The organism is Mycobacterium sp. NGS49 (genome assembly GCF_059812565.1).
On the sequence record NZ_JCALCX010000039.1, the window covers coordinates 29,749 to 41,909 of the forward strand.

The following is a 12,161-nucleotide window of genomic DNA, read 5'->3' on the forward strand; positions in this document are numbered from 1 at the left end:
GGGGTCAGGCAGTCCGATCGGTGGCCAGGCGGGCCAGTTCGGACAATCCCGCCTTGGCCGTCGGGTTGATGGGTGCCGCGGACAATGTGGCCAGCGCCCGCTGGGTGAGTTCGGTGATCCGGGTCTCCGCGGCGGCCAACGCGCCCAGATCCTCGATCACCGTGCGCAGTTGGCATACCTGCGCATCCGTCAACTCGGTACCGACCAGGGTGCGCAACAGGTCGGCCGCCGCAGGGTCTGACTCGTCGGCCAACTGCGTGGCCTCGGCCAGCAGCACGGTGCGCTTGCCCGAGCGCAGGTCGTCGCCGGAGGGTTTGCCCGTCACCGAGGGGTCGCCGAACACTCCCAGCACGTCGTCGCGAAGCTGGAACGCCACCCCGAGGTCGGTCCCGAAGTGGTGGAAGGCGGCCATCACGTCGGGTCGGTCGGCAGCGGCCGCCGCCCCCAACTGCAGGGGCCGCGACACCGTATAGGAGGCGGTTTTGTAGGTCGCGACCGTCATCGCCGCTGCGAGCGACTCGGCAGCGGATGCCGGTACCGACACCTCGGCGACGATGTCGAGAAACTGTCCACCCAGCACCTCGGTGCGGATATCCGACCAGACCCGCTGCACCCGATCCCGGGCTGCGGGGCACAGACCGGCCCCTGCGACGACGTCGCCCGCCCAGGCGTGTGCGATGTCGCCGAGCAGAATCGCCGCCGATACGCCGAACTCCTCGGCCGCGCCGCGCCAGCCGCGTTCGCGGTGCAGTGCGGCGAAATGGACGTGAGCGGTCGGTCTGCCGCGGCGGGTAGCCGAGGCGTCGATGACGTCGTCGTGGATCAGCGCGAACGCGTGCAGCAACTCCAGCGCGGCGAACAACAGCAGTGCATCCGCATCGGGCGGCTCGGTGGTCACCGCATCCCAACCCCAGTAGGCGAAGACCGGCCGCATCCGCTTGCCGCCGCCCAGGACGAAGTCCTCCAGCCAGCCGGTCAACGCGGTGTAGTCGGCGCCGAGATAGGCGGATTCGCTGCGACGGTCGTGCAGATACCGTCGCAGTTGTTCGGTGATGGCACCGGCTACCTCCACGGTTGCCGATGCTTCCAAGCTCACCGGAGGTGCCCCTTTCTGGTCGGCGTGCTTCTGGCCCGACAGTGTATGCCGCCTGGATGCCGGCGGCCCGGTGGCAACCCCCGGCGCTACGGTCGACGCACCAGCCGCCCCTATGCTGTCGTGGTGGCCCGGCTTGGGGGAGCCCGGGATGGCGCAGCACGCAAGAGAAAGAGAGGAGCCGGGTGACGCTCAACACCATCGCGCTGGAGCTGGTGCCGCCGAACGTGGACGGGGGACGGGAGAAGGCAGCAGAAGACGCGCAGAAAGTGGTGCGGTACTCGGCAGAGTCGGGGCTGGACGGCCGCATCCGGCACGTCATGATCCCCGGCATGATCGCCGAGGACGACGATCGCCCGGTTCCGATGAAGCCCAAGCTGGACGTGCTGGATTTCTGGTCGATCATCAAACCGCAGTTGCCCGGCATGCGCGGCTTGTGCACGCAGGTCACCGCGTTCACGGACGAGGCAGCTCTGGGCGTGCGGCTGGCCGAGCTTACCGAGGCCGGCATGGAGGGCGTCGTGTTCGTCGGGGTGCCGCGCACCATGAACGACGGGGAGGGCTCCGGCGTCGCACCCACCGACGCGTTGTCCATCTATCGGGACGCGGTGGCCAACCGCGGTGTGATCGTGATCCCCACGCGGGAAGGGGAGCAGGGCCGGTTCAACTTCAAGTGCAACCAGGGCGCAACCTACGGAATGACCCAGCTGTTGTATTCCGACGCGATCGTGCGATTTCTGGCCGAGTTCGCCGAAGAGACCGATCACCGGCCCGAGATCCTGCTGTCGTTCGGCTTCGTCCCCAAACTGGAGACCCGCGTTGGCCTGATCAACTGGTTGATCCAGGACCCGGGCAACCCGGCGGTGGCTGACGAGCAGGAGTTCGTCAGTACGCTGGCCGCCAGCGAACCCGCGCACAAGCGCCGGTTGCTGGTCGACCTGTACCAGCGGGTGGTCGACGGTGTGGCCGATCTCGGTTTCCCGTTGAGCATCCACTTCGAAGCGACCTACGGCGTATCCGGTCCGGCCTTCGAGACGTTCGCCGAGATGCTCGCCTACTGGGCGCCTGACCGGTGCTAACCAGACGAGGTCTGATCGCCGGACGTGGTGAAGCGGGGTGAGCGGTCGCGGCTGATCCACGCCAGCATGGCCACGACGCCGGCGGCCGCGAACGACGCGATGCCCAGCCAAATCCCGGCCCCGGTGAACGATCGGGTGTTGGGGTCGGTGTAGCGGGCCTGCGCGGTCATGGTGCTCACCACGCCCGGTTTCAGCTTCCACTGCACCACTTCGGGTTCGATCCGGTCGCCGTTCGTGGAGGTCACCGTCCCGGGGAAGGCGACGGTCAACTCGATGTCGGCGTCCGGGTCGGTCAGTGAGGTCAGGTCGGCCCGGCCCTCCAGGATCACCAGGTTGCCGTTGCGGCGCAGCGACAGGTTGACCCCGGCGGCGTCGGAGTTCATGTGGGCCAGCTGCGGCAACTCGGCGAATGACAGGTCGGAGAAGACCGCCTGCGACCCCACGTAGCCGTCGCTGTCGTAGTTGGATACGGCGACCTTCTGACTGAACGGCAGGTTCGTGTCGAGCTGCGGCCCGGTGTCCTTGTTGTTCTTCGGCTTCGCCGCGGCGATGATCTCGCCGGACACCAGGTCGTCGGGAGAGATCGTCAGGGACGCGCGCACCCGCAGGCACCCGGTGGCCAGCGGCACCAGCATCAGCAGCATCAGGACGGCCAGCAAGCGGCGCTTTCGAGCGCCGATGTTGCGGAATCCGCGGGCTGGTAGCGGGAGAGAGCTGGCTCGCACCAGGTCATCGTGCCAGACCCGGTGCCATTCATGGTCGAGGGGTTTACAGGGGCAGTGCCCGACCAAGAATCGCGAATGCCCTCGGGTCCCCGGCGAAGTAGTAGCCGCGGATGACGTCGGTGAATCCCAGGCGCCGGTACAGCCGCCAGGCCCGGTTGGTCTCGCCGTTGTTCTCCGGGGTGGACAGCAGGACGTTGTTCTCGTCCCGCCCCGCGAGCAGGCGACGGGCCAGCGCCTCACCGAGGCCGCGCCCCTGGGCGCGCGGGTGGATGTGCAGTTCGGTCAACTCGAAATAGCTGTTCATCAGCCGGTCGATCGCATCGGGGGGAAAGCCGCTGCGTTGCAGTCCCAGGACGACCTGCTGTTGCCACCACTGGCCGGGCGCCCCTGGGTAGCCGTAAGCGATGCCGACCAGTGGTGCGGTGCTCAGTTCGCCCTCCGACGGCCCGCCCGGCTTACCGGCGTTCGCCTCGTCGGCGGCGACCTCGACGGCGGCGACGGCCTTCCAGCCGCGCCGCCGGGTGTGTTCCAGCCACATGGCGGCTCGCTGGTGCTCGGTGCCCTTGGGGTAACGCATCGCATCGACGTAGACGCTCAGGGCCTCGCCGAGGCGGCGCTCCATGTCCTTGGCCGACAGGTCGATGAGGAAAGTCGCCAACTTGCGGTGTCCCTTTCATCGGCTGCGGCTGGGCTCCGGGTGGTTCCAGTATCGGACGCGGCGTTCTAGGGTCGGCGACTGGGCGCCGGGCCGCGGTGTGACCGGTTGCACCGCCACGCGGTCGTGACCGATCACGTCGCACTGGCGTCGCCGAGATAGAATCGCCTGCGAACCAGTGGTACGGCGCAGAATGAGCTCGTATCATCGGAGTTAAGTGCCCTAACAAATGGGCGAAGTGCGTGCTACTGATGGCTACGTGACTGTGTGTCGGCAAGGAGGGACGAATGCCACTCTCCGATCATGAGCAGCGAATGCTCGATCAGATCGAGAGCGCTCTCTATGCCGAGGATCCCAAGTTCGCGTCGAGTGTGCGCGGCGGCGGCTTCCGGGCTCCGACCGCGCGACGGCGCCTTCAGGGTACGGCGCTGTTCACCGTCGGATTGGGCATGCTCGTTTCCGGCGTGGCATTCAAGGCCACGATGATCGGAAGCTTCCCCATTCTCAGCGTGCTCGGCTTCCTCGTCATGTTCGCCGGCGTGGTGTACGCGGTGACCGGTCGCCGGCTGTCCGGTAGGCCGGACCAGGGTGGCCCCGCGGCGGGTTCGTCGCGACAGCGTCGGGCCAAGGGATCCGGCGGCTCGTTCACCAGTCGCATGGAGGACCGGTTCCGCCGCCGGTTCGACGAATAGTCCCACCCAAGACGACATAACGGGGTAGCCCAAGCGGGCTGCCCCGTTTCGTTGTGCGACGCCCCGGTGGAGGCGCCGAGACCAGCGTTGCAGACCCGGTCGCTTCGACACGCCGTCCAAGCCGGGTGAAGCCATCTCGTGCCCCACTTGTAGCGCAGTTGTGTCCACTGCTCCCCACTGTGCCCCACTGCGCGCCAGCCGACCGAATCATGTTTTCTGGCATGGCTTTTCGTTGGCTTGAGCCGGCTTCTGGCAAGGGCCGGATCGCCGCCATGACCAGCCCGCCGTGGGAAAACGCGAGAGCTGGACGCGCGGAGGGGGTGTTTATGGGGCGAAGTGGGGGGTTGTGGGGTATGGTGGCCGAAGTGTTTGGGTGAGAAGCAAGTTGGAGGTGCCCCAGTGTTTCTCGGCACCTACACGCCCAAGCTCGACGACAAGGGGCGGCTCACGCTGCCGGCCAAGTTCCGCGACGCGTTGGCAGGGGGGTTGATGGTCACCAAGAGTCAAGACCACAGCCTCGCGGTCTACCCACGAGCGGAGTTCGAGCAGTTGGCACGCCGGGCGAGCAAGGCGCCCCGCAGCAACCCGGAGGCGCGGGCCTTCCTGCGAAACCTGGCCGCCGGCACTGACGAACAGCATCCCGACGCGCAGGGCCGCATCACCCTGTCGGCCGACCACCGCCGCTACGCGGGCCTGTCGAAGGATTGCGTGGTGATCGGCGCGGTCGATTACCTCGAGATCTGGGATGCGCAGGCCTGGAACAACTATCAGCAGATCCATGAAGAGAACTTCTCCGCGGCAAGCGATGAAGCACTCGGCGACATCTTCTGAGGTGCATGCCTGTGCACCGTGGTCTCTGCCCGAACCGACCCTGGCGTACTTCCCCAACGCCAGGTGCGTGTCGGACAGGGGCCTCGGTGCACGGACGAGACGGGTAAACCGGCGCGGCTCGAGCGGGGGAGGTATCGCCATGCCTGACCCAGCCTCCGGCGCAGGCGATTTCGGCCATATCCCAGTCCTGGCCGAACGCTGCGTCGACCTGCTTGCCCCGGCGCTGACCCGCTATCGCTCCGACGGCACAAACGCCGTCCTCGTCGACGCAACCCTCGGTGCCGGCGGGCATGCCGAGCGGTTCCTGACCGAGCTGCCGGGCCTGCGTCTGATCGGACTCGATCGGGACCCGAGTGCGCTGGATATCGCCCGCGACCGGCTGGCCCCCTTTGCTGACCGGGTCACCCTGGTGCACACGCGCTACGACGGCATTGCTACCGCGCTGAACGAATCGGGTTGCAGCACAGTCGAATCGGTGGACGGCGTGCTGTTCGATCTCGGTGTCTCGTCGATGCAACTCGACCGCGCCGAGCGCGGCTTCGCCTACGCCAAAGACGCGCCGCTGGACATGCGGATGGACCAGTCGTCACCACTGACGGCGGCTGACATCGTCAACACCTACAGCGAGGCGGAGCTGTCCGACATTCTGCACCGCTACGGTGAGGAGCGGTTCGCGCGCCGCATCGCCGCTCAGATCGTCCGTCGGCGCGCCCGCCACCCGTTCACTTCGACGTCGGAGTTGGTGGCCTTGCTCTACGAGGCGATTCCGGCGGCGGCCCGGCGCACCGGCGGGCATCCGGCCAAACGGACGTTTCAGGCGCTGCGCGTGGCGGTCAACGACGAGCTGGCGTCACTGCGCACTGCCCTCCCCGCCGCGCTGGACGCGCTCGGCGTAGGCGGGCGCATCGTGGTGATGGCCTATCAGTCGCTGGAGGATCGGATCGTCAAGCGTCTGTTCGCCGACGCGACCGCCTCCCGGACACCGCCGGGTCTGCCGGTCGAACTCCCCGGCCATGGGCCACTGTTCCGCTCATTGACACACGGAGCGGTAAAAGCCGATGCGGCCGAGTTGGAACGCAATCCGCGCAGCGCCCCGGTCCGGCTGCGGGCCCTGCAACGAATTGAGCACGCGAGCGGGAGGGCACAGGCATGAGCGCACAGCGCGAGACGACCAAACGGCGGGAGAGTGAACGCCGCGGGCGACGTGCCGGTGCCGCCCGTCCCAGCGCGGTGGAGTCGCCGTCGCGCCGCGGTCGGGGACGTGCCGACAAGCCGGCGGCGCCCACTCGTGAGGCTCGGGTGCCGCGGTCGGGACCACAGACCAGCCCGACCGCCCGGCCCGTCGACCGGCCGGTGCGGGCCAAGAACGCCAGTCAGGCCAAGGCGCGGGCCAAGGCGCGAAAAGCCAAAGCGCCGAAGGTCGTTCGGCCGAAGCTGACGGAACGGCTGGCCGCCAGACTGGCTGAGATAGACCTGCGGCCGCAGACCCTGATAAGCAAGGTTCCCTTCGTCGTGCTGGTCATCGGTTCGCTCGGCGTCGGGCTGGGCCTGACGTTGTGGTTGTCCACCGACGCCGCCGAGCGTTCCTATCAGCTGAGCCATGCCCGGGAGCGGACCCACCTACTGCAACAGCAGAAGGAAGCGCTCGAACGCGATGTGCGTGAGGCGGAGTCGGCGCCGGCGCTGGCCGAGGCGGCACGCAAACAAGGCATGATTCCCACCCGGGACACCGCGCACCTGGTCCAGGCTCCGGACGGTAACTGGGTGGTGGTGGGCACGCCCAAGCCCGCTGACGGCGTTCAGCCACCGCCGCTGAATGCCAAGCTGCCCGACGAGGCGCCACCGGCACCGCCGAAACCGCCGGTGACTCCCCCCGAGGTGGCCGTTCGTGTGCTGCCCGCTCCAGGTGACCCGGCGCCGCCCGCACGGCCCGGTCCGCAAGTGCTGCTGCGCGGGCCCGACGGGGCATCGACGTTGGATCCCCACCTGCAGGCGCCGGGCCAGGTGCCGACGGTGCCGGGTCAGGTGCCGACGGTGCCGGGCCAGGTGCCGACGGTGCCGGGTCAGGTGCCGACGGTGCCGGGTCAGGTGCCGACGGTGCCGGGTCAGGTGCCTGACATACACGGCCCACTGTCGTCATATCCCGCTCCGGTGCCGGCTCAACTGCCGCCACCGATGCCACAGCCTGCGACGGTGCCTAACCCGATCCACGATTCGCCGTTGCCCCCACCGGCCAACACCGAACAGTTCGCCCCGGTCGCGCCCTCGGCTCCGGCGGTGCCAGGGATCCCCCGATGAACCGCGGCGAGGCGCGGCGGGGCCGGCAGGCGCGCAGTCCCGGCCGGCCGCCCGAGGATCAGGGACGGGCCAACGGACGCAAGGACCGGTCCGGTACCGACGTCGGCCAACCCAAGCGAGTCCGGAAACCCAAGGAAGCCCAAAACTCCCGCGCCGGCGCACGGCCGGAGACGGGACGCTCGGCAAAGGAGCGGCGCACCCGCCAGGTGGTCGAGGTGACCAGCCGCGGCGCATCGTTCGTCTTTCGTCACCGGGCGGGAAACGCCGTCATCGGCGTGCTGATGCTGGTGGCCATCACGCAGCTGTTCTACCTGCAGGTCTCCAACGCCGCGGCGCTTAATGCCCAGGCAGCCGGCCAGCTCAAGGTCACCGACGTCGAACGGGCCGTCCGCGGCGCCATCATCGACCGGCACAACGACCGGCTCGCCTTCACCATCGAGGCCCGCGCATTGACCTTCCAGCCCAAGCGAGTTCGCCAGCAACTCGAGGAGGCCAAGAAGAAGTCTTCGCGCGCGCCCGACCCGCAGGAGCGGCTCAAGGACATCGCCAAAGACATCGCGGGCAAGCTGAACAACAAGCCGGACACTTCGACGCTGCTGAAGAAGCTGCAGGGCAACGACTCGTTCGTCTATCTGGCGCGCAATGTCGATCCCGCTGTGGCGCACGCGATTTCGGCCAAGTATCCCGAGGTGGGTTCCGAGCGCCAGGACCTGCGTCAGTACCCGGGAGGGTCGCTGGCAGCGAATATCGTCGGCGGCATCGACTGGGACGGACACGGTCTGCTGGGCCTCGAGGACTCCCTGGACGCCATGCTGGCCGGCACCGACGGTTCGGTCACTTACGACCGTGGCTCCGACGGCGTCGTCATCCCCGGCAGCTACCGCAACCGGCACAAAGCGGTGCACGGTTCCACCGTCCAACTCACCCTGGACGACGACATCCAGTTCTACGTGCAGCAGCAGGTGCAGCAGGCCAAGAACGTGTCCGGAGCCCACACCGTCTCCGCGGTGGTGCTCGACGCCAAGACCGGCGAAGTGCTGGCGATGGCCAACGACAACACCTTCGACCCGTCGCAGGACATCGGACGACAGGGCGACCGCCAACTGGGCAACCTGCCGGTGTCCTCGCCCTTCGAACCGGGATCGGTGAACAAGATCATCACCGCGTCCTCGGTCATCGAATACGGCCTGTCCAACCCCGACGAGGTGCTGCAGGTGCCCGGCACCATCTCGATGGGCGGCGTCACGGTGCATGATGCGTGGGAGCACGGCGTGATGCCCTACACCACGACCGGTGTATTCGGGAAGTCCTCCAATGTCGGCACCCTGATGCTGGCGCAGCGGGTGGGTCCGGAGCGCTTCTATGACATGGTCCGCAAATTCGGGCTGGGCCAGCGTACCGGTGTCGGGCTGCCCGGTGAGAGCGCCGGCCTGGTGCCGCCGATCGACCAGTGGTCGGGCAGCACCTTCTCCAATCTGCCTATCGGGCAGGGTGTTTCGATGACACTGCTGCAGATGGCCGGCATGTATCAGGCCATCGCGAATGACGGGGTGCGAGTCCCGCCGCGCATCCTCAAGGCCACCATCGGCGCCGACGGCTCCCGTACCGAAGAACCGCGTCCAGACGGCATTCGGGTGGTGTCGGCCCAGACCGCGCAGACGGTGCGCCAGATGCTACGTGCCGTCGTGCAACATGACCCGATGGGCTACCAGCAGGGCACCGGTCCCGCGGCCGCGGTGCCGGGTTACCAGATGGCCGGAAAGACCGGAACCGCACAGCAGATCAACCCGGGCTGTGGCTGCTATTTCGACGACGTCTACTGGATCACCTTCGCCGGCATGGCGACTGTCGACAATCCCCGATATGTCATCGGCATCATGATGGACAATCCGCAACGCAACGCCGACGGCACACCGGGGCATTCGGCGGCGCCCCTGTTCCACAACATCGCGGGCTGGTTGATGCAGCGCGAAAACGTGCCGTTGTCACCGGATCCGGGACCGCCGCTCACGCTGCAGGCGATGTAACCGCCTCGGGCGCGTAGCCGATCATCCACAGTATCCGAACATTTCGGCAGAACGGCCGCCGGAATTCGTCTCGGCTGTGCATACTGGCAGCCTTTGGTTCCTGTTTGACGACCTGTCGGGAAGGCTGTCGATGTCGTTTGTTTCTGTTGCTCCGGATGTGCTGGGAACGACTGCGCGGCAGGTGGCGAACATCGGTTCGTCGCTGCACAGTGCGAGCGCGGCCGCCGCGGCGTCGACAACCGAGATACTGTCCGCCGGAGCTGACGAGATATCCGCGGCGGTCACTGCGGTGTTCAGTAGTCACGGCCTGCAATATCAGTCGTTGAGCGCTGCGGCCGCAGCGTTTCATGAGAGTTTTCTGCAGACCTTGACTGCGGCCGGTGGAGCCTATGCGGCCGCCGATGCGGCCAGTGCCACGCCGTTGCAGGCGTTGGAAAGCAGTGTCCTCGGTGTGGTGAACGCGCCCACTCTGGCGCTGTTGGGGCGTCCGCTGATCGGTAATGGTGCCAACGGCACAGCGGCCAGTCCGAACGGCGGTGCGGGTGGACTGCTCATCGGCAACGGCGGCAATGGCTTCAGCTACAACAGCGGGCTAGACCTGCAGAATGGCGGCAGCGGCGGTGCCGCCGGCTTGATCGGTAACGGCGGAGCGGGCGGCAATGGCTTCGCCGGCGGGACCGGCGGTTCCGGCGGCAGCGGAGGCTGGCTGATCGGCAGCGGTGGAGCCGGCGGGGTCGGGGGCGGGGTGTTTATGCCTGGCGGCACCGGCGGTGCGGGCGGGGCCGGCGGCAACGCTCCACTCATCGGCTGGGGCGGTAACGGTGGTGCCGGTGGCGACTCCCAGCAGGGAACCGGTGGGGTCGGTGGGATCGGCGGTGCAGGCGGAAGACTCGTCGCCTTCGGCGGCACCGGCGGGGCCGGCGGGTTCGGCTCAACCAGCGGCGGCGCCGGGGGCGCGGGCGGCGAAGCCAGCGGTCTGGTCTTCAGTCTTAGCGGTGCCGGCGGGGCCGGCGGATTGGGCGGGTCGATAGGCGGTGCCGGTGGCGCGGGCGGCACCGGCGGGGGCTACTTCCTCGCCCTCGGTGGTGCCGGTGGTGCCGGCGGTGCGGCTCTGGATTCCGTCGGCGGTATCGGCGGCGCCGGGGGCACTGGGGGCGCCGCCGGTGTGTTACTCGGCTATGCGCAGGGCGGTGTCAGCGGCATGGGTGGCTTTGGCGCCGCCGGTGGCGGCGCGGGCGGGTCAGGCGGCACCGGAGCGGCGGTCCTCGGTGTAGGCGTCGGTGGGGCCGGCAGCATCGGTGGCGGCTCCAACATCAACGCCGGCGGAGCGGGCGGTGCGGGCGGCACCGGAGCTGCGATCACGGGTCTGGGTGTGGGCGGTGTCGGCGGTGCCGGCGGCTTCAGCGTCGACGGCGTCGGCGGTGCCGGCGGAGCGGGCGGTGGGGGCGTTCTTGTCGCGGGCCTGGGTGCCGGCGGTCACGGTGGTGTGGGCGGCGGCAGCATCATCGCCGCCGGCGGCATCGGCGGTGAGGGCGGCGACGCCGGCGGCATCTTCAGCTTCGGCAACGGCGGCAACGGCGGCAACGGCGGCGACACCGGCCCCGGCGGCGGCCCTGCCAGCGGCGGCGCCGGCGGCAGCGTCGGGGCGATCAACCAGGGCGCCTTCGTCCCGACCTTGTTCGGACACGGCGGTAACGGCGGCAATGGCGCCAATGGCGGCGCCGGAGGTGCCGGCGGCACCGGAGGTGTGATCTTCGGCGCCAACGGCACGAACGGATCGCCCTAGCTGCACGGCGCGCGATGTACTGCGGTGCCGGGTTGTCAGGCTCGCCGATGCAGCGCGAAAGGTGGCAGCTGTCAGCGAAACTGGGACCATTGGTCACCTTCGAGGCAATGTGACAGACGGTGCCGTAGATCAGTGGGTCGACACCATGAAGTCATTTCGGCAAATGCGGCTTCGAAGCCGCCGCGGCTATGCATACTGACTCCTGCCGCTCGTGGAAAAGCAGGAAATTCGGGCCTGCCCGCGACGCATCAGGAGGAGTCCGATGTCATTTGTCATTGCTGTTCCGGAAATGCTGGGCGCCGCTGCACAGCAGATAGCGGGCGTCGGGTCCGCGCTGCAGAGCGCGAATGCGGCCGCCGCGGCGTCGACAACCGAGATACTGTCCGCCGGAGCCGACGAGATATCCGCGGCGGTCACTGCGGTGTTCAGTAGTCACGGCCTGCAATATCAGTCGTTGAGCGCTGCGGCGACAGCGTTTCATGAGAGTTTTCTGCAGACCTTGACTGCGGCCGGTGGAGCCTATGCGGCCGCCGATGCGGCCAGTGCCACGCCGTTGCAGGCGTTGGAAAGCAATGTCCTCGGTGTGGTGAACGCGCCCACTCTGGCGCTGTTGGGGCGTCCGCTGATCGGTAATGGTGCCAACGGCACAGCGGCCAGTCCGAACGGGGGTGCGGGTGGACTGCTCATCGGCAACGGCGGCAATGGCTTCAGCTACAACAGCGGGCTAGACCTGCAGAATGGCGGCAGCGGTGGTGCCGCCGGATTGATCGGCAATGGCGGAGCGGGCGGTGCCGGTTTCCGCGGCGGCGTCGGCGGCGCGGGCGGCAACGGCGGGTGGTTGATCGGCAGCGGCGGCGCCGGTGGCGTCGGCGGAGAATCGGTGGTTTTCGGGAATGGCGGAGCGGGCGGGGCCGGCGGTAACGCCTCGCTCATAGGGTGGGGTGGAGCCGGCGGTGCCGGCGGCAACGCCGGCGG

11 protein-coding genes are annotated in these 12,161 nt (G+C 68.3%); 8 read left to right on the top strand and 3 right to left on the bottom strand.

All coding sequences use genetic code 11. The annotated features are described in order from the left end of the window. Positions 1–4: 4 nt before the first annotated feature. The gene (gene idsA2, locus AC5Y7D_RS27165) at positions 5–1,096 is read right to left on the bottom strand and encodes a bifunctional (2E,6E)-farnesyl/geranyl diphosphate synthase (RefSeq protein ID WP_499928952.1); all 1,092 of its coding nucleotides are present in this window, start codon (positions 1,094–1,096) and stop codon (positions 5–7) included. Between the two features lie 182 nt (positions 1,097–1,278). Between idsA2 and AC5Y7D_RS27170 the strand changes: the two genes are divergently transcribed. Beyond that, positions 1,279–2,172: a mycobacterial-type methylenetetrahydrofolate reductase gene (locus AC5Y7D_RS27170; protein WP_499928954.1), complete on the top strand. Its 894-nt coding sequence runs from the start codon at positions 1,279–1,281 to the stop codon at positions 2,170–2,172. On the opposite strand, the gene lppM is transcribed toward AC5Y7D_RS27170, so the two are convergent. Continuing rightward, complete coding sequence (gene lppM / locus AC5Y7D_RS27175) at positions 2,169–2,816, bottom strand: lipoprotein LppM (protein ID WP_499928979.1); 648 nt, start codon at positions 2,814–2,816, stop codon at positions 2,169–2,171. The two genes, AC5Y7D_RS27170 and lppM, sit on opposite strands and share 4 nt — an antisense overlap. A 124-nt stretch (positions 2,817–2,940) precedes the next feature. Further along, positions 2,941–3,555 (bottom strand): GNAT family N-acetyltransferase, encoded by a 615-nt coding sequence (locus tag AC5Y7D_RS27180; RefSeq protein ID WP_499928956.1) that lies wholly within the window; start codon positions 3,553–3,555, stop codon positions 2,941–2,943. A gap of 284 nt (positions 3,556–3,839) precedes the next feature. Between AC5Y7D_RS27180 and AC5Y7D_RS27185 the strand changes: the two genes are divergently transcribed. The 7 genes from AC5Y7D_RS27185 to AC5Y7D_RS27215 all read left to right on the top strand — a co-directional run. Then, positions 3,840–4,244, top strand: a complete 405-nt coding sequence (locus AC5Y7D_RS27185; protein WP_499928958.1) for an SCO2097 family morphological protein — start codon at positions 3,840–3,842, stop codon at positions 4,242–4,244. Positions 4,245–4,643: 399 nt separating this feature from the next. Beyond that, positions 4,644–5,075, top strand: coding sequence for a division/cell wall cluster transcriptional repressor MraZ (mraZ, locus tag AC5Y7D_RS27190; RefSeq protein ID WP_459362405.1), 432 nt, complete (start codon positions 4,644–4,646; stop codon positions 5,073–5,075). A 139-nt stretch (positions 5,076–5,214) separates the two neighbouring features. Next, positions 5,215–6,228 (top strand): 16S rRNA (cytosine(1402)-N(4))-methyltransferase RsmH, encoded by a 1,014-nt coding sequence (gene rsmH, locus AC5Y7D_RS27195; protein ID WP_499928961.1) that lies wholly within the window; start codon positions 5,215–5,217, stop codon positions 6,226–6,228. Continuing rightward, positions 6,225–7,373 (top strand): cell division protein FtsL, encoded by a 1,149-nt coding sequence (gene ftsL / locus AC5Y7D_RS27200; RefSeq protein ID WP_499928963.1) that lies wholly within the window; start codon positions 6,225–6,227, stop codon positions 7,371–7,373. The genes rsmH and ftsL overlap by 4 nt, the downstream gene beginning before the upstream one ends. Continuing rightward, complete coding sequence (locus tag AC5Y7D_RS27205) at positions 7,370–9,400, top strand: peptidoglycan D,D-transpeptidase FtsI family protein (protein ID WP_499928965.1); 2,031 nt, start codon at positions 7,370–7,372, stop codon at positions 9,398–9,400. Before ftsL ends, AC5Y7D_RS27205 begins: the two co-directional genes overlap by 4 nt. Positions 9,401–9,530: 130 nt before the next feature. After that, positions 9,531–11,186, top strand: coding sequence for a PE family protein (locus tag AC5Y7D_RS27210; protein ID WP_499928967.1), 1,656 nt, complete (start codon positions 9,531–9,533; stop codon positions 11,184–11,186). A gap of 262 nt (positions 11,187–11,448) precedes the next feature. Then, a partial coding sequence (locus AC5Y7D_RS27215) for a PE family protein (protein ID WP_499928969.1) occupies positions 11,449–12,161 on the top strand: 713 nt, incomplete at its 3' end.

What these genes read in the sequence shown, in the direction of transcription:
- lppM (WP_499928979.1), bottom strand. Translation starts at nt 2,816, where the DNA reads ATGCTGCTGATGCTGGTGCCGCTGGCCACCGGGTGCCTGCGGGTGCGC.
- AC5Y7D_RS27185 (WP_499928958.1), top strand. Translation starts at nt 3,840, where the DNA reads ATGCCACTCTCCGATCATGAGCAGCGAATGCTCGATCAGATCGAGAGC.
- rsmH (WP_499928961.1), top strand. Translation starts at nt 5,215, where the DNA reads ATGCCTGACCCAGCCTCCGGCGCAGGCGATTTCGGCCATATCCCAGTC.
- ftsL (WP_499928963.1), top strand. Translation starts at nt 6,225, where the DNA reads ATGAGCGCACAGCGCGAGACGACCAAACGGCGGGAGAGTGAACGCCGC.
- AC5Y7D_RS27205 (WP_499928965.1), top strand. Translation starts at nt 7,370, where the DNA reads ATGAACCGCGGCGAGGCGCGGCGGGGCCGGCAGGCGCGCAGTCCCGGC.
- AC5Y7D_RS27210 (WP_499928967.1), top strand. Translation starts at nt 9,531, where the DNA reads ATGTCGTTTGTTTCTGTTGCTCCGGATGTGCTGGGAACGACTGCGCGG.